Source organism: Aestuarium sp. (genome assembly GCF_023253315.1).
Classification (GTDB): Bacteria; Pseudomonadota; Alphaproteobacteria; order Rhodobacterales; family Rhodobacteraceae; genus Marivivens; species Marivivens donghaensis.
Window position 1 is genome coordinate 1 of record NZ_JALRGW010000028.1, and the last position, 17904, is coordinate 17904.

The 17904-nt window shown below is 57.6% G+C and carries 15 protein-coding genes; 3 read left to right on the top strand and 12 right to left on the bottom strand.

Features of this window, described 5'->3' with window-relative positions:
• Positions 1-124 precede the first annotated feature (124 nt).
• From murD to AC1QQ2_RS12215, 9 genes are all read right to left on the bottom strand, one after another.
• Entirely contained in the window at positions 125-1525 is a 1401-nt protein-coding gene (gene murD, locus AC1QQ2_RS12175) for a UDP-N-acetylmuramoyl-L-alanine--D-glutamate ligase (RefSeq protein ID WP_479713335.1), read from the bottom strand.
• 24 nt (positions 1526-1549) lie between these two features.
• Complete coding sequence (gene mraY, locus AC1QQ2_RS12180; RefSeq protein WP_105235461.1) at positions 1550-2632, bottom strand: phospho-N-acetylmuramoyl-pentapeptide-transferase; 1083 nt, start codon at positions 2630-2632, stop codon at positions 1550-1552.
• Between the two features lie 5 nt (positions 2633-2637).
• A complete protein-coding gene (locus AC1QQ2_RS12185) occupies positions 2638-4086 on the bottom strand; it encodes a UDP-N-acetylmuramoyl-tripeptide--D-alanyl-D-alanine ligase (RefSeq protein WP_479713336.1) in 1449 nt (482 codons plus the stop codon).
• Positions 4086-5591: a UDP-N-acetylmuramoyl-L-alanyl-D-glutamate--2,6-diaminopimelate ligase gene (locus AC1QQ2_RS12190; protein WP_479713337.1), complete on the bottom strand. Its 1506-nt coding sequence runs from the start codon at positions 5589-5591 to the stop codon at positions 4086-4088. The genes AC1QQ2_RS12185 and AC1QQ2_RS12190 overlap by 1 nt, the downstream gene beginning before the upstream one ends.
• 14 nt (positions 5592-5605) lie before the next feature.
• Positions 5606-7387, bottom strand: coding sequence for a peptidoglycan D,D-transpeptidase FtsI family protein (locus AC1QQ2_RS12195; RefSeq protein ID WP_479713338.1), 1782 nt, complete (start codon positions 7385-7387; stop codon positions 5606-5608).
• Positions 7384-7740 carry a cell division protein FtsL gene (gene ftsL, locus AC1QQ2_RS12200; protein ID WP_479713339.1) on the bottom strand — a complete coding sequence of 119 codons (357 nt, stop codon included), beginning with the start codon at positions 7738-7740 and terminating at the stop codon, positions 7384-7386. Before ftsL ends, AC1QQ2_RS12195 begins: the two co-directional genes overlap by 4 nt.
• Positions 7740-8708 (bottom strand): 16S rRNA (cytosine(1402)-N(4))-methyltransferase RsmH, encoded by a 969-nt coding sequence (gene rsmH, locus AC1QQ2_RS12205; protein ID WP_479713340.1) that lies wholly within the window; start codon positions 8706-8708, stop codon positions 7740-7742. The genes ftsL and rsmH overlap by 1 nt, the downstream gene beginning before the upstream one ends.
• Positions 8708-9208, bottom strand: coding sequence for a division/cell wall cluster transcriptional repressor MraZ (locus AC1QQ2_RS12210; protein WP_074038962.1), 501 nt, complete (start codon positions 9206-9208; stop codon positions 8708-8710). Before AC1QQ2_RS12210 ends, rsmH begins: the two co-directional genes overlap by 1 nt.
• Positions 9209-9899: 691 nt before the next feature.
• A complete protein-coding gene (locus AC1QQ2_RS12215) occupies positions 9900-10973 on the bottom strand; it encodes an Mrp/NBP35 family ATP-binding protein (RefSeq protein ID WP_479713341.1) in 1074 nt (357 codons plus the stop codon).
• A gap of 278 nt (positions 10974-11251) precedes the next feature.
• On the opposite strand from AC1QQ2_RS12215, the gene AC1QQ2_RS12220 reads away from it, so the two are divergent.
• Together AC1QQ2_RS12220 and AC1QQ2_RS12225 are read left to right on the top strand one after the other, a co-directional pair.
• Positions 11252-11458 (top strand): DUF1127 domain-containing protein, encoded by a 207-nt coding sequence (locus AC1QQ2_RS12220; RefSeq protein WP_479713342.1) that lies wholly within the window; start codon positions 11252-11254, stop codon positions 11456-11458.
• A gap of 450 nt (positions 11459-11908) precedes the next feature.
• A complete protein-coding gene (locus AC1QQ2_RS12225) occupies positions 11909-12511 on the top strand; it encodes a LysE family translocator (RefSeq protein ID WP_249946471.1) in 603 nt (200 codons plus the stop codon).
• Here AC1QQ2_RS12225 and AC1QQ2_RS12230 read toward each other — a convergent pair.
• The 3 genes from AC1QQ2_RS12230 to AC1QQ2_RS12240 form a co-directional block, all read right to left on the bottom strand.
• Complete coding sequence (locus tag AC1QQ2_RS12230; protein WP_479713343.1) at positions 12508-13053, bottom strand: TetR/AcrR family transcriptional regulator; 546 nt, start codon at positions 13051-13053, stop codon at positions 12508-12510. The genes AC1QQ2_RS12225 and AC1QQ2_RS12230 overlap by 4 nt on opposite strands.
• Before the next feature lie 65 nt (positions 13054-13118).
• The gene (locus AC1QQ2_RS12235) at positions 13119-15560 is read right to left on the bottom strand and encodes an ATP-dependent helicase (RefSeq protein ID WP_479713344.1); all 2442 of its coding nucleotides are present in this window, start codon (positions 15558-15560) and stop codon (positions 13119-13121) included.
• A 60-nt stretch (positions 15561-15620) separates the two neighbouring features.
• Positions 15621-16175, bottom strand: a complete 555-nt coding sequence (locus AC1QQ2_RS12240; RefSeq protein ID WP_479713345.1) for a MarR family winged helix-turn-helix transcriptional regulator — start codon at positions 16173-16175, stop codon at positions 15621-15623.
• Between the two features lie 138 nt (positions 16176-16313).
• Between AC1QQ2_RS12240 and AC1QQ2_RS12245 the strand changes: the two genes are divergently transcribed.
• A complete protein-coding gene (locus AC1QQ2_RS12245) occupies positions 16314-17807 on the top strand; it encodes an MDR family MFS transporter (RefSeq protein ID WP_479713346.1) in 1494 nt (497 codons plus the stop codon).
• Positions 17808-17904 lie beyond the last annotated feature (97 nt).

The window sequence follows — 17904 nt, forward strand, 5'->3', positions numbered from 1 at the left end:
ATGGGCGTGGGCCTCTGCCCATGCCGCAGGCACGGCTATCGCAAATCGCGCCTAACCTGCCTTTGTGCCCGAAATATCCCGGGGTGAATTGGCCGTCAGGCCAAGAGGGGCAGCGCCCCTTCCTTCACCCGATGATCGCCCGCACTTGCGCCGCGAAATCGTCGCCGCGCTTTTCGAAGTTGTCATATTGATCGAAACTCGCACAGGCTGGCGCCAGCAGGACCGTATCGCCAGATTCCGCCTCGGCACTTGCACGCGCAACCGCCGCTTCCATCGTGGTGCAGACCTCAGCATCAATCCCGCCGAGCTGCATCGCGAATTGCGCCGCTTCACGGCCAATCACATAGGCCTTCGCCACTGCACCGAGATGCGGCAACAAACCGTCCAAGCCGCCTTCTTTCTGCAGACCGCCACAAATCCAGCGAATACGCGGAAACGCCTGCAGCGCCTTCGCCGCGCTATCGACGTTCGTGGCCTTGCTGTCATTCACATAGCGCACGCCGTCTTTTTCGCCGATCAACTGGCTGCGGTGCGGCAGACCGGGGTAGGTCTTCATCGCCTCTTCGATCGTTTTCGGGCCAATGCCCAAGGTCCGACAAGCCGCATAGGCGGCACAAGCGTTCTGGTGGTTATGCGCCCCCGGAAGGCCAAGGATACCGCGCATATCAATCGACGCCACCTGACGCCCCTTGCGCCATTCAGCGAGGAACCCTTTGCGCGCAAAAACGGTCCAGCCTTCGCCGTCCAATTTCCGAGCCGAGGAAATACGGATCACGCGATCATCCGCCTGCCCCTCGGACAGTTGGTTGGCAAGGTAACGCCCCTCAACCTCGTCCACGCCAATTACACAGCGATCAGGGCCACCTTCGGCGAACAAGCGGCGCTTGGCCGCGAAATAGCCGCCCAGTCCCGCATGCCGATCCAAATGGTCTGGCGACAAGTTGGTGAACACACCCACATCGGGCGTCATCGCACGGGCAAGATCGGTTTGGTAGGACGACAGTTCCAGAACCACAACCTCACCATCGCGGGCGGGATCGATGTCCAAAACGCCACGACCGATGTTACCCGCCAATTGGGTCGGGCGGCCTGCCTCTTTCAGGATGTGGTGGATCAAGGCAGAGGTCGTCGATTTCCCGTTGGACCCAGTGACCGCGATCACCTTGGGCTGTTGATCGAAGTCGTCCCATGCGTAGGTCGCAAAGGATCGGAAAAAGAGGCCGATGTCATTATCGACTGCTACGCCCGCATCCCAAGCCGCTGCGATCACAGGGTTCGGCGCAGGATAGAGATGCGGAATACCGGGCGACACGACCAGACAAGACACGCCATCAAAGGCCCCCTGCCGCGTCATGTCACGCAATTCGATCCCTTCGGCCTCTGCTGCATCGCGGGCCGCAGGGTTATCGTCCCATGCTACCGCACGTGCCCCGCCCGCATTGAGCGCAGCCGCCGTAGCCCGTCCCGACCGACCAAGGCCAAGGACAGCAACGGTCTGATCTTCGAAACCGAGAACGGGGATCATGAGAACCTCAGTATGATATAGGAATTAGCGGACTTTGAGCGTCGCCAGACCGATCATCGCAAGGATGAGCGAGATAATCCAGAAGCGGATCACGATCTGCGGCTCTGACCAGCCCTTCTTTTCGTAGTGGTGGTGGATCGGCGCCATCAGGAACACACGTTTGCCCGTGCGTTTGAAGTACGCGACCTGAATGATGACCGACAGAGTCTCCATCACAAAGAGGCCGCCGACGATCGACAGAACGATCTCGTGCTTTGTCGCAACTGCAATCGCGCCCAAGGCACCACCCAGCGCGAGCGAACCCGTGTCGCCCATGAACACAGCCGCGGGCGGTGCATTATACCACAGGAACCCTAGACCGCCGCCGATGAGGGCTGCACAGAAAATGGTGATCTCACCTGCTTCGGGGACGTAGTGCACCTCAAGGTATTCGGTAAAGTCGACGCGACCGACCGCATAGGCGATGATCCCAAAGGTCGCCGCCGCGATCATCACGGGCATCACAGCCAGACCATCCAAGCCATCGGTAAAGTTCACAGCGTTCGCAGCACCCACGATGACGAGCATCGCGAAGGGCACAAAGAGGAAGCCCAAATCGACCAGTAGGTTTTTGAAGATCGGGAAGGCCAGTTCGTTGGACAACGCCTCGGGGTGGAAATAGGACGCCCAGAAGCCGGCCAGTGCCGCGACGACGAACCCGAGGACAAGTCGCACCTTGCCCGACACGCCATCGGTGCTTTGCTTGCTGACCTTTGCGTAGTCGTCGGCGAAACCGATCATCGCGTAGGACAGAGTGACAAACAGCACCATCAGCACGAACGGGTTATCCATCCGCGCCCAGAGGATTGTCGAAAACGCCAAGGCCCCAACGATCAACAGACCGCCCATCGTCGGCGTGCCTGCTTTGACGAAATGGCCCTCAGGTCCGTCAGAACGGATTGGCTGCCCCTTGCCTTGCTTGCGACGCAGAACGTTGATCAGGGGTTTCCCGAACATGAAACCAAAGATCAGCGCAGTGAGGAATGCCCCACCAGCGCGGAAAGAGATGTAGCGGAAAAGGTTAAAGAAATCGCCGCCATCAGACAGGTTTGTTAACAAATACAGCATAAAAATCAGGCCTCTTGTTCGGACTTGGCTCTGCGTTGCCCCAATTTACGGAGCGCGTCAACGACTAGGCTGACTTTGCTGCCTTTGGACCCTTTAACCAAAACAACGTCACCGCTGTCTACCAAACGGTTAATATCAGGGATGAGATCTTGGGCGGTTTCTTCCCAGTGGCCGCGTTTCCCTTCGGGGAGCGCTTCCCACATGTGGCGCATGCGGTTGCCAACGCAGTGGACCACCTGAATATCAGCAATCGACCGATCATTCACCATGCCAGCGTGCAATGCGATCTCGTCTGGACCCAGCTCCAGCATATCCCCGAGGATCGCAACACGGCGACCTTTGGCATAGCGGCCAAAGCCATTGCGGGGCTTACGTGCAGCCAGAACTTCGAGGCTCGCAGAGAGCGATGTGGGGTTCGCGTTGAACGCATCGTCAATCAGATCAAAGTAATGACCATCGCGGGCAGGATCGGTGACGATCTGTTCTGAGAGGCCACGGCCAGCAGGCGGCGACCATTGCCCGAGGTCGAGCATCGCCTTAGTCCGATCCGCGCCGAGCGCCTGCACCACAGCCACCACACCCAAGGCGTTCATGGCAAAGTGACGACCTTCGGTCGCGACCTTGAGCAAGACAGGCGTACGCCATGCACGGGCCTGCGCCACCGTTGCACCTTCGCAAATCCGAAGGTCGAGCATACGGTGGTGACATCCTTTGGACTGACCAAAGGTGATGACCTTCGCGCCTTTGGCACGGGCGGCATCGATCAGGATTTGCGAATTAGACAGATCACCGTTCAGAACGGCGGTGCCTTTGGGCTCTAGCCCCTCGCAAATCGCGGCCTTCTCGCGGGCGATCCCGTCGATATTCTCAAACGCTTCAAGGTGCGCTGCTGCCACGGTTGTGATCATGACCACATGTGGACGCGCCATTTTGGCGAGCGGCGCGATTTCACCTGGGTGGTTCATCCCGATTTCGATCACTGCGTATTTTGTGTCCGCAGGCATCCGTGCCAAGGTCAGTGGAACGCCCCAATGGTTGTTGTAAGACGCTTCTGCTGCGTGAGTTTTGCCTTGGGTGCCCAAGACATCGCGCAGCATTTCCTTGGTCGAGGTTTTGCCAACCGAGCCGGTTACAGCAACAACCCGAGCCTTCGTCCGTGCCCGTGCGGCGCGGCCCAAATCCTCTAACGCGGTCAGAACATCATCGACAATCAGAAGCGGCGCATCTTCTGCGACACCTTCAGGACGGTGCGTGACCAGTGCCGCCCCTGCCCCAGACGCCAGCGCCTGAGCGACAAAATCGTGTCCATCCCGCGCCGCTTTGAGCGCGACAAAAAGGTCGCCCTCTTGCAGGGTTCGGGTATCAATCGACACGCCGGTGACCGACCAGTCACAAGTCGCCGTGCCGCCCGTTGCGGCCACAGCATCACGCGAAGTCCAAAGCGGCGTTGTCATCAGATTTTCCCATCAAGCGCGAGGACCGCTTGGGACGCGACCTCTACATCATCGAAATGCAGCACGTCGGTGCCAACGATCTGGCCCGTCTCGTGCCCCTTACCCGCAACAAGCAGCGCATCGCCCGGTTGCAGCATGTCAGCAGCGCGTAAGATCGCTTCAGCACGATCACCGACCTCGTAAACATCTTTGGTCCGAACACGATGCGCACCTTCAATCACGGCAGCGCGGATCAAGGCAGGATCCTCGGACCGCGGGTTATCGTCGGTCACAATCACCACATCGGCATTCTCAGCCGCAGCAGCGCCCATGAGCGGGCGTTTCGTGGTGTCACGGTCGCCACCAGCGCCAACAATCGCGACAATGCGCCCCATTACATGCGGGCGGATGGCTTGCAGCGCAGTTTCGACGGCATCGGGCGTATGCGCGTAATCCACATAAACCGCCGCGCCGTTGTCGCGTGTGGCGGCCAATTGCATGCGACCCCGCACCGTCGTCAGTTGCGGCAGCGTGTCAAAGACGTCTTGCGGGTCGGCGCCCGCGCCAATCACCAGCCCAGCCGCAAGGAGCACATTTTCTGCCTGAAATCCGCCGATGAGGTTCAGACGGGTCAGGTGAATTTCACCCTGCCAGTCAAACCGCAAATCCTGCCCCGTCGCATCGAACCGCTGCGACAAGAGCCGCAAACGTGCGAGATCAGAACGCCCAACGCCAAGCACTTCATGGCCACGTTGTTCGGCAATGCGCAAAACGTCGATCCCTTTGGGATCATCGAGGTTGATCACCGCCGTGCCTTCGGGTGGCAACACACGGCCAAAGAGGCCCATCTTTGCGTCGAAATAAGCCTCAAATGTCTTGTGATAGTCGAGGTGATCTTGGGTAAAGTTCGTAAACCCAGCCGCCGCCAACATAACACCGTCCAAACGCCGCTGATCCAAACCATGCGAGGACGCCTCCATCGCGACATGGGTCACGCCTTCGGTCGCGGCCGAGGCTAAAACCCGCTGCAATGTGATCGGATCGGGTGTCGTGTGGCGAAGAGGATAGGTCCACGCCCCTTCAACGCCCGTAGTGCCGAGGTTCACAGCCTCAAAACCAAGTTCCGCCCAGATCTGACGGCAGAAGGTCGAGACAGAGGTTTTCCCATTGGTCCCCGTCACCGCAACGGCGACCTCTGGCTGCGCACCAAAGAATAGCGCCGCTGTTTGCGCCAAGGTCTGACGTGGGTCTTCGGAAATAATTAAACAGGCGCTGCTATCGGCCAAAACGTCAGCGGCCAGTTCAGCCCCTGCACGGTCCGTCAAAATCGCAACCGCACCGTTTTCCAGCGCTGTGCCTATGTAGGCCGCGCCATGCACGTTGCTTCCTGGCATTGCGCCAAAAAGGGCACCCGGCATGACTTCGCGACTATCGATGGTGATCGCGTTGACCCGCGCATCGCAGGCCCCCTGTGCGGTCAGTCCTAGGTCTGACAATGTGACCGTCTTTTGCGCAGCGCCTGCCATATGAAATGCCCCTTTTATTCTGAAGCGAGCGATACACCCGTCATGAGGGGAGTTTCAATATTTGGTCGCAACCCAAGCAAAGGTGCAACGCGGCGGATCATCTCTGCCGCGACAGGCACAGCAGTCCAGCCTGCGGTGCGGCGCGGCTCTGTTCCTGTGGTGTCATTCGGTTCATCCAAAGTCACAATGAGGACGTATTTCGGGTCCGACGCGGGAAAGACCGACGCGAAGGTCGCAATCACTTTGTCTTCGTAGTAGCCGCCCGTCGGGCGCACCTTGTCGGCGGTACCTGTTTTACCAGCAACCTCATAGCCTGCGACTTCACCAAAGGACGCGGTACCGCGGGTCACTACCTGACGCAACATGTCTACCGACTGACGTGCAGTTGTTTCGCTGATCACCCGTTCGCCCACCGTGTTAGAGGCATCATGGATCAACGTTGGCGTCACCAAACGGCCACCATTCGCAAGCGTAGCATAGGCCGATGCGAGGTGGAGCGGCGATGCCGCCACGCCGTGACCATAGGAAATGGTCATCGTATTAATTGGCGTCCAATCGCGGGGATATTGCGGACGGCCTGCGCGGGCCTCGCTCAATTCAACGGGAGATACGTCGAGAATGCCCAAAGACCGCAGGAATTCTTGCTGGCGTTCGCCGCCGATCATTTCCGCGATATGCGCGGTGCCAATGTTCGACGATTTCGCAATCACGTCCGTGACGCTGTTTTCGCGGCCATAGCTGTGGAAGTCGTTGATCGCAAAGCCGCCGATGCGGATCGCAGGCGCCGTTTGGATCATGGTGTCAGGGTTGACCAAGCCAAGCTCTAGCGCCTGCGCAACAGCCAAAATCTTGAACGTCGAGCCCAATTCGTAAACGCCCTGCACCGCACGGTTAAACAGCGGGCTATCGGACTGGTCGCCTTGGGTCAGAACGGTGGGACGATTGTTCGGGTCAAAGTCAGGCAGCGACGCCATCGAGATGATCTCGCCCGTGTGCACGTCCATCAAAACAGCGGCCGCCCCCTTGGCGTTCATCAGCATCATACCGCCCGCAAGAACGCGTTCGGTCGCGGCCTGAACAGTCAGGTCAATCGACAACTGAAGCGGAGCACCGCCATTCGCAGGATCACGCAGGTAGTCGTCAAATTGGCGCTCAACCCCTGCAATACCCACGATTTCAGCTGAATCAACACCTTCGCGGCCAAAGTTCGATCCACCTAGAATGTGGCTTGCAACTGGCCCGTTAGGATAAAGGCGCATTTCGCGCGGCCCGAACAGCAATCCCGGTTCACCGATGTCAAAGACTTCTTGCATCTGTTCAGGGCTGATCTGGCGGCGGATCCAGACAAAGCTACGGTTGCCCGTGAAATCCTTGAGCAGGCGCTCCTCGTCCAGCTCTGGGAAAATCCGCGCGAGTTCAGAGGCAGCCACCTCTGGGTCGATCATGTCGCGCGGGTGCGCGTAAACGGCATAGGTGTCAAAGTTCGTTGCCAGAACACGGCCTTCGCGGTCGACGATATCAGACCGCATTGAAAGGATCGGATCACCGCCCCGCGATACTTGAGGTTCTTCGGGTAAAGTCGTTGCAATCACACCCATTTTCAGGATGATCGCTGTGAAAGCAAAAAAGAAACAACCGCCCAGAATGTACAGGCGGCTTTCGGCCCGCACACGATCTGTGTCGCGCATCGCTTCATGACGAATGCGCTTATTCTCGGCCTCAATCGCGTCAGGGTTTTCCCCTGCTTGACGGGCGTTCAGGATACGGGCCAGCGGGCGCAGCGGGGTGCGTATCATAGGGAGCCCTCCGCATCACCATCGCTCGACACTTCTACGATCCGGCCCGACACGGGCAACAAAGGCAGCGAAGGATAGATCACCTGATCCACACGACCAAAGCCATCGGGCATCAGCGGCAACAGCCCTAGACGGTCAAAGTTCAGATCAACGAGGTCGCGCAGACGGTCAGGACGGTTCAGATAGGCCCACTCTGCCCGCAGCATCCGCAGGCTAGAGTTTGCCGCTACAATTTCACGGCTTAACTGGCGAACATGTTTGATGGAATCTTGAGTACGGTAGTTTTCCTGATAGGCCCAAAAAGCCAATGCAATCACCCCAAGCGCGGACAAAACATACAACAGGCTACGCATTACCGCTCCCCTTTTCGCATAGGCATACCTAGCGCCTTGCGATCCATGTCTCCCGATGGTGCATCAGTGCGGCGTGCAACACGCAGCTTTGCCGATCGCGACCTCGGGTTTTCCGTCAATTCTTGCTGATCCGGTCCGATGGCCTTTTTCTCGACCATTTCGAACGCGGGTTTGTCTTGCGCCAGTTCAGGCGCGTAACGGTTCGCATTTGCGGTCCTGCCCGACCGCGATTGGAAGAACCGTTTTGTCATCCGATCTTCGACCGAATGGAACGTCACAACAGCCAAGAGACCACCCGGTTTCAATGCCCGTTCGGCAGCCATAAGGCCCTCGGCCAACTGGCCGTATTCATCATTCACCGCAATGCGCAGTGCTTGGAACGTGCGGGTCGCGGGATGGCTCTGCCCCGGTTTGGGCCGCGGCAGGCAGCTTTCCACGATTTTCGCGAGTTGCAGAGTGGTCGTCAGCGGACGCGCCTTAACGATGGCCTTTGCGATACGACGGCTCGCCCGCTCTTCACCATAAAGATAGATGATATCGGCGAGTTCTTCTTCGTCCAGCTCATTGCAAAGGTCCGCTGCAGAGGTGCCCGACTGGCTCATCCGCATGTCGAGTGGGCCTTCTTTCATGAAAGAAAAGCCGCGCTCCGCAAGGTCCAACTGCATCGACGACACACCAAGATCGAGCACAACCCCATCAAGGTTCTGCGCATACTGATCCATCTTCGAAAAGGTGCCTTGCACGAATTCAATCCGGTCGCCGAAATCCCCGATCCACGGCTCTGCCATCTCAAACGCCAGCGGATCTCTGTCCACTCCGATAACCTTATCAGCACCCGCCTCCAACAGCGCACGGGTATAGCCGCCCGCGCCGAATGTGCCATCAAGCCAGACACCTGAAACAGGCGAGACCGCCCGAATGAGCGGCCTGATGAGAACGGGAATATGCGGATCGGTCGGAGAGGACATCAGCTGCCCCCCAACAATGACAACGGATCAAAGTCGTCATCCATTCCGTCCAGCCAATCATCGATATCTGCATTGACCGTGGACTGGAAGATATCGTTGTTCCACATCTCGAACGTACCGACGAGACCGCGGAAATAAACGTCCCCCTCTTCGATCGACAGCTTATCGCGGATCGACTTTGGCAGGATCACGCGACCATCCTTATCGACATCGAGCGTGATCGACTGCGTCACATAGAGGTGCGCTAGACGTTTTTGATCAGCAGAGCGTTCGCGCGGCATCGCGTAGATATCATCAATGACGCGCTGATATTCATTGATCGTATAGGCTTGCACGCAGTTCTTCAGGTGCTGACCGTAGACGATTTTTAAACGGGGGTTACCGCGGGCTTCGGCTTCGGGATCACCAGAGAGCAGGACACGACGAAAATCGGCGGGGATCGACATGCGTCCCTTTTTATCCACCCGCTGGGTGTATTCACCTTCAAACGCCTGAACCACTTGTGCGGTCCCTCTTACCTGCCCCCGATTTCACCAACCCCGAAAAGGGAACGGCGGATCGAACTGCTGCCACTGTTCGATCCGCCGCCACCGTCCCTTTCGGGAAGTCCAGCAACGCGCGCCACCTGGGGGGATGTCTGCTCGCTCGCGCGCCGGATCTATTATTCGGAAGAAGCGTGTGCCTGTATGAAACCTGCTATTTTCGCCTCTGGGCTCTTTTTAAGTTCGGCCCTTGGTATTTGTTATCACTCTGCTTCCGATGAGTTGAATATGCCGATTGGAACGGAGTCTGGCAACAACTTTCTGGAACCTCATGGAACTTAATGGGGATAGCTAGGCAATACCAATGATAACCAAGGGGTCACGTGAGCGTGAGGTGACGCAGGTTATGCCACGATCCGCAAGAAATGACACAACATATAGATTTCATAAACCATGACCCACAAGTTCCATGGGATTCACAAAAAATTCCATCCACTCCCAGTCGGGGTTATCTGGTGTGAAAATGTTCCGCATACGTTCCTAAAATTCACTCAAAATCACGCCGCAGTGATTCGGATTGAGTGCAACCGCAAGCCAGATTCAAATTGAGAACCCAGATCAGTTCCATAGGATTCCATATCTGCAACACAAAGGGCCGTCCGGCGAACAACCGAACGGCCCCGAGAACCTAAAGGTTCGAAAAGTATAACTAAATGAGACCGCCCTCGATCAACTTCGAGGCGAGACTTGCATAGGCATCGGCCATCGCACCCCCACCAGCGGCCACAGGTGTCCCCGCGTCGCCAGCCAGTCGGGTATCAAGGTCAATCGGAAGCGACCCCAAGAACGGAACCGACAGCTCTCGGGACGCAGCAGCCACCCCGCCATGACCAAAGATATGCGCTTCATGCCCGCAATTCGGGCAATGGAAGGTCGACATGTTCTCAATCAGACCCAAGATCGGCGTCTTGAGCGTGTTAAACATATCAATCGCCTTACGCGCGTCGATCAGCGCCACGTCCTGCGGGGTCGATACGACTATAGCGCCCGTCATGTGGGTCTTTTGGCAGAGCGACAGTTGAATATCGCCTGTCCCCGGTGGCAGGTCGATCAGCAGCACGTCCAGCTCACCCCAGTTCACCTGACCGAGCATCTGTTGCAACGCGCCCATCAGCATCGGACCCCGCCAGATCACCGCTTTATCAGGATCAACGAGCAGGCCAATAGACATGACTGTGACGCCATGCGCGCGGAGCGGCTCTATATGTTCACCATCAGGCGACGATGGTCGCCCCGTGATACCCATCATCCGTGGCTGACTGGGACCATATATATCGGCATCTAATAGACCGACCTTTTTACCCGCCTTCGCCAAAGCTACGGCGAGGTTGCTCGACACGGTGGATTTCCCAACGCCGCCCTTTCCCGAACCGATGGCGATGATCCGTTTGACACCAGGCACACCCTGCGGGCCAGCTTGGGGCGTCGGATGACGACCGACCTTAAGGCTCGGCGCGGGTTGTGCGGGCTTCGACGGTCCGTGCGCCGTAATCACCGCTTGCACGTCCGTGACACCTTCAACTGCGCGCAAGGCCTCGACCGCCACTAGACGGACAGGTTCCAGCGCGCGTGCTTCATCAGGTGTGGGCGCCTCAAGCACAAAGCGAATCTGCCCGCCATCAACCGTCAAGGCCCGAACAAGATCTTTGGACACAAGCGTCCCACCTGCGGGCAGCGCAATGCCGTTCAATATCTCAAGAACCGTATCTTTCCCTAAGGTCACCAGACCCTCCTGTTCAAACTCTGCCCAATTCAGCGGCAAAACATGTCACGGAATAGGCAAATCACAAGCCAAATCCCCTGCAATGTAACGCCTATGTGAAATAGGTCAGCACTTCGTATGCATTTGCTGCATGGCGGCATTGACGAAAGTCCCAATTGTGCATCCGCAGCATTAGCGCCAAATTAGGTCCAACGGCAGCAAGATGCCACGGCGAACTACGATACGCCGAAAGATGAAACAGACCCGCCCGATGCGGGGCACGATGAAAAGAGAATGACATGGCTTACGCAAACGACGTCCGCACAGGTTACACCCCCGCTTTCGGCGGCTTCTTCGCAAACCTCGCTGATCGCTACGCCAAGTACAAAGTATACCGCGCGACAATCAATGAACTGTCGCAGCTCTCTGGCCGCGAACTTGCTGATCTGGGCATCTCCCGCTCGATGATCAAAAGCATCGCAATCGAAGCTGCCTACGGCGCCTAAGACATAGAATACGACGGTCCCTCTCCTCCTCCCTGGGACCTTCGACAACGATCTGCTCTCTCCTCCTCCCTGAGCGGATCGTGACTAAAGCGGCGGCCCCCTTCTCCTCCTCCCTTGGGGGCTGCCGCAAAAGAATAGAGTTTACGGACCCTCCTCCTCCTCCCTGAAGGTCCGTGAAATAGCGGCGGGATCTCTCCTCCTCCCTGATCCCGCCGCACCAAATTCAGATACGGGACCTTCTCTCCTCCTCCCTGAAGGTTCCGCATAGAAGCAGATGGTCTCTCCTCCTCCCTGACCGGACGCTTCGCCAAGCGAATGCTCTCTCCTCCTCCCTGAGCGTTCGCCGAATAGCACGGCGGCACCCCTCCTCCTCCCGGGTGCCGCCGTTTGCTTTTTCAGCCCTCACGATTTCGATTGCAGCAACCTGAGACATTTGTCACAGCACAAGGCATGACCTACGAATTGATCGTCGCCCTTATCGGCTTTGCCTTTGTCAGCTCCATCACTCCGGGGCCGAACAACATGATGTTGATGGCCTCAGGGGCCAACTTTGGCATTCGCCGCTCGATCCCGCATATTCTGGGCGTTGGCCTCGGCCATTCGTTCATGATCGTTGTTCTGGGCGCAGGTCTGGTGCAGGTGTTCGACACCTTCCCAATCATGCTTGTCGTGATGAAATGGGGCTCGGTCGCCTATCTGCTGTATCTGTCATGGAAGATCGCGAATGCCGCGCCCAAATCGCCAGACGCACCCGAGGCCGAAGGCAAGCCACTGACCTTCTTGCAGGCCGCAGCGTTTCAATGGGTCAATCCCAAGGGCTGGTTCATGGCCCTGACCGCGATCAGCGCCTACACGGCGGACCATTCCTTTGCGCAGGTTCTGCTGGTGGCTCTGACGTTCATGTGCACGAACCTACCGTCGATCTTTTTCTGGAACGCATTGGGCCAACAGGCACGCCGTTTCCTGAACAATCATGGCCGACTTCGGGCGTTTAACATCACCATGGCCGTCCTATTGGTGCTAACCCTGATCCCGATTATCCGCGGACACTAAAACGCGGTTGCCGCACGACCTGCGGCAAAAACGGGCTTGAGCATGGCCAAGGGCATTCCCTGTCCTGCCAGTGCCGTAACTAAGGTCATCACCCCAACTGCCTGCCACGCAGCGCCTGCTGGGTCCTTATGGTGCCCCTTCAAAGACATCATGATCCCACACTGAATGGTGGATAGGTGTTCCGTATACATCTGCCGCGCCTTTTCATCATGGCGCAACTCACCCGCCGCGGACCGCAATAGGAAACACCCCTGCCAGTCGGGGACAACAGCAGCCTCTAGCGCATCCCAAAACCGTGTCACCGCCGCAGGACCAGGTGTTTTGAAAATCTCGCATTGATCAATGAGGACGGATTTGCGGTAGCGATCCAAGGCGTCATGCACCAACCGCGTTTTGTCAGGCCACTGCTGATAGAGCGCCTTGCGGCTCAGCCCTGTGACCTTGACCAACTCTGGATAAGGGGTCGCCTCAATACCGACGGCCCAAAACTGTTCCATCGCCTTTTGTAATGCGTAGTCTGCCCGTTCGGCTGCCAAAGCCATACTCATACCCCATAACTCACTCGGGTCTCCGAGCAAGCTACGCGATGCACGTTAAAGGCGAAACCCTAAAATGGAACGTCGTTTGCCTGCGCCGCAGAGACGATGAACTTTGCCACGACCTTCTTCGAACCCGCCTTATCGAATTCGATATCGAGCTTATCGCCCTCAATCTCCATCACTTCGCCATAGCCGAATTTTTGGTGGAACACGCGATCGCCGATGGTGAAAGACGACACAGCGGTCGCATCGATGGTTAAACCACGCACCTCTGACGGCTGGGCCATGCCACGGCTCTGGCTCCGTGCTTGCATCCGTTTCCAACCGGGGGAGTTGTAAACATCGGCCTTGCCAACGCGCTCTTCGATGGTGGATGCGGATTTCATCGCATAGGCGGGTGACGCGCTCGACGACATGCCAGCGGCGCCATAGCCCCCACCATATAGCCCCGGAGGTGTTAGAATTTCCACGTGATCAACTGGCAATTCGTCGATGAAACGGCTGGGCAGCTGGCTCTGCCACTGGCCATAGACCCGACGGTTCGCGGCAAAGGAAATAGTGCAAACCTCTTCGGCACGGGTAATGCCGACGTAAGCAAGGCGGCGCTCTTCTTCCAACCCCTTCAGCCCGCTTTCATCCATGCTGCGTTGGGACGGGAACAAACCGTCCTCCCACCCCGGCAGGAACACGGCTGGGAATTCCAAACCCTTTGCCGCGTGCAGGGTCATGATGCTGACCTTTTCCTCAGCATCCTCGGAATCATTGTCCATGATCAGCGCGATATGTTCGAGGAACCCTTGCAGGTTATCGAAATTCTCGAGCGCTTTGACCAATTCCTTAAGGTTTTCTAGCCGCCCCGGAGCCTCGGGCGTTTTGTCGTTCATCCACATCGTGGTGTAGCCAGATTCGTCGAGGATCATTTCGGCCACTTCAATATGCGTGTCCGCCTCATCCCGCAGCTGCTGATACCAACGGTCGAGCCCCTGAACCAATTCGCCCAGCGCCGCGCCACCTTTGCCTTTGATCGCGCCGGTGTCGACACAAAGCCGCGCCCCTTCGACGAGGTTCACGCCATTATCACGCGCCATACGCTGAATCGTCTGGATCGCCTTATCACCCAGCCCCCGTTTCGGCGTGTTCACAATCCGCTCGAACGCGAGGTCGTCGTCTTGTGACACAGCTAGACGGAAATAGGCCATCGCATCACGGATTTCCAAACGCTCATAGAAACGCGGGCCACCGATGACGCGATATGGCAGGCCGATGGTCAGGAAACGGTCCTCAAACGCGCGCATCTGATGCGACGCCCGAACCAGGATTGCCATATCGTCGAGCGACCGTCGGTCCATCCCACGGGTGCCGCGCTGCATCGCCTCAATCTCTTCGCCGATCCAACGGGCCTCTTCTTCGCCGTCCCAATGACCGATTAGGCGAACGCGTTCACCTTCTTCGCGGTCCGTCCAGAGCGTTTTACCCAAACGCCCCTTGTTGCCCGCAATCACACCTGAAGCAGCGGCAAGGATATGTGGGGTGGAGCGGTAGTTTTGTTCCAGTCGAACGACCTTGGCCCCGGGGAAATCCTTTTCGAACTTGAGGATGTTCCCGACCTCAGCCCCGCGCCAGCCATAGATCGACTGGTCGTCATCGCCTACGCAGCAGATGTTCTTATGCCCACCAGCAAGGAGGCGCAGCCAGAGATACTGCGCGACGTTAGTATCCTGATATTCGTCCACCATCACATAGCGGAACCAGCGCTGGTATTGATCCAGCACGTCCTGATGGGTCTGGAATATCGTGACCATGTGCAGCAAGAGGTCACCGAAATCGACGGCATTCAATTCCAGCAAACGGCGCTGATACTGGTCGTAGAGGTCAATCGCTTTGCCATCAAAGGCAGCGGCCTCGCGGGTCGGAACCTTATCGGGCGTCCATGCGCGGTTTTTCCAGCTATCAATGATCCCCGCCAGCATCCGTGGCGGCCAGCGTTTAGCATCAATGTTATTCGCCTCGATCAATTGCTTGAGCAGGCGAATCTGATCGTCAGTATCGAGGATCGTGAAATTCGATTTCAGGTGTAGCGACGGGCGCCCTTCGATCAGGGCATTGCGGTCATCCATCCCGATTAGTTCGGCGTGACGGCGCAGAAGTTTTACGCAGACAGAGTGGAAGGTGCCCATCCACGGCATACCCTCAACCGCCTCGCCCAGCAGACGGCCAACACGCTCTTTCATCTCGCGCGCAGCTTTGTTGGTGAACGTCACCGAAAGGATTTCATTCGGACGCGCCTTACCCGTGGCAAGCAGGTGAACGATCCGCGTGGTCAGCGCCTTGGTCTTGCCCGTTCCCGCACCCGCCAGCATCAAAACGGGACCGTCTAACGCCTCAACCGCCTCTCGCTGTGCCGGATTGAGGTCATCCAGATATGGCGTAGGCCGCGACGCCATCATAGCGCGCTGGGACAAGGACATTTCGGCCGCCTCAAAGGCGTCATCATCGGAATAGCTGCTCATGGCAGGATAAATAGCGCAACTCTGGACGCGAGGAAAGCGCCTGTTCGCATTATGTTCTAGTTAGTCTTGCCCATGCAAAACGCGGCGCATATCACCGACATATCGCCCAAGGAGACGGGAAAAGGCCGCGATATCCTCAGCGTTCCAATCCCGATAAACCTCGATCACCTTGGCCCATTTCAGTTCTTTATAGGCCCGAAACAGCGCGATGGCTTCATCCGTCAGGACCAAGATCGACTTTCGCCCATCATCTTGGGCCGCCTCACGGCGCACCAGACCTTTGGCAATCAGGTCACTGGCCACGCGGCTCGCACGCGAGGGATCGATATTCATTTCCTCAGCGAGGAGACCAATCGTTGCAGGCTCTGCAATGTCGCGCCCCACCCCTTCTTGGATACGGAAAATCGCGGTCATGGCGTAGAACTGACCGACCTCAACGCTAGAGCCCAACTCCGCCAGAATTTTCGCGGGCACTTCACCTTTGGACGACGCCCGATGCCAAAGGAACATCGTCCCGTCGAGATCCAGCAGGGCATCAATCATGTCAGGCCCGAAACCAGCGTTAGCCAGCAGTTCGGGCACGTTGTCGTGAAATTTCTTTGGCATCTTCGTCATGGCGTTCGTGTCTACTCACATATTCGCACAAGTCAATTACCTGCCAATGACAATTATGTGCTATTGACACATAAATTTCATTCCCGATAGATAAAGAGGAAATCACGGGCAACGCACCCGTAGAAAACTGGAGCCCCAATGACCGCTGCACCTACTCCGACCCATACGGGGTCGACACGACTTATTATTGCATCCATCGGGGTGCTCTTGTTGCTTGCCGCACTTGACCAAACCATCGTTTCCACCGCCCTCCCGACCATCGTTGCCGACCTCGGCGGGCTAGAGCACCTCAGCTGGGTCGTAACGGCCTATATGCTGGCCTCGACCGTTGTTGCGCCGCTCTATGGCAAAATTGGTGACCTTTATGGACGCCGAAATACGGTGTTCGTCTCGGTCGGCCTGTTCCTCTTCGGCTCCGCGCTCTGTGGCCTCGCCAATTCGATGACCTTCCTGATCCTCGCCCGTGCGCTTCAGGGCCTTGGCGGTGGCGGTCTCTTCGTCCTCGCCCTCTCTGTTATCGGTGACGTGATCCCACCGCGTGACCGCGCAAAGGTGCAGGGCATTTTCGCTGCCGTCTTTTCCATGTCGTCGGTCATCGGGCCGCTGATTGGTGGCTGGTTCGTCGAAGCCTTCACCTGGCACTGGATTTTCTACATCAACATCCCGTTCGGCGCCGCTGCGGTCGCTGGCTTTGCAATGGCGTTCAAACCGACCGGCCGTCGGGTCAAGCACTCTATCGACTGGTGGGGGGCTGCAACCCTCTCGGTCGCGCTGGCATCGCTGACGCTGGCAACATCGCTGGGTGGCAACACAATCGCATGGAACAGCCCGACCTTTATCGGCCTGATTGCCCTCTCGCTCATCAGCACCATCGCGTTTGTCTACATTGAATCCCGCGCAGCAGAGCCGATCCTGCCGTTGAAACTGTTCAAACTGAACGTATTTTCGACGACCTCTGCGATCAGCTTTATCATCGGCGCGGCGATGTTCGGCTCTGTCACCTTCCTGCCGATCTACCTGCAAATCGCAAAAGGCGTCTCCCCGACCGTATCGGGCCTCATGCTGATCCCAATGACCTTTGGCATCCTGCTCGGCTCCACCACCTCGGGCCGCTGGATGGGCAAAACAGGGAAATATCGCATCCTGCCGATCATTGGCGCGGTCTTTATCGTGCTCGGAATGATCGCCCTGTCGACCATCGACCAATACACCTCGACGCTTCGGTTCAGCCTGTCGCTCGCCACGTTTGGTCTCGGCATGGGGACAACGTTCCCCGTTCTGACCACCGCTGTGCAAAACGCTGTACCGCGTGAAACCTTGGGCACCGCAACTGCGGCTGGCCTGATGTTCCGTCAGGTTGGCGGGTCGCTCGCGGTTGCTGCATTCGGCGCCCTCTTTGCGGCACGTATGGCGGCAGGCCTTGGCACGACGGTCGAATTCAACGGTGAGATCGGCCCGCAAATGCTGCACGGGCTGCCAGAGGAAGCACGCGGTTTAGTCGCGGATAGCGTTGTGAACGCCATCCACCCGATCTTTTGGATTGCGGCCTCATTGGGTGTGATTGCCTTCGCGCTCTCCCTCCTGATGAAGGAAATACCCCTCCACAACCGTCAGGCCCCAGCATCAGAATAATCGATTATTTTACACAAAAGATATGTTATCGCTAACATATCGTCAAAAAAGCTGTTTACGCAGCCGCAGAATCTTTCTACACCTTTGCTGCATCTGC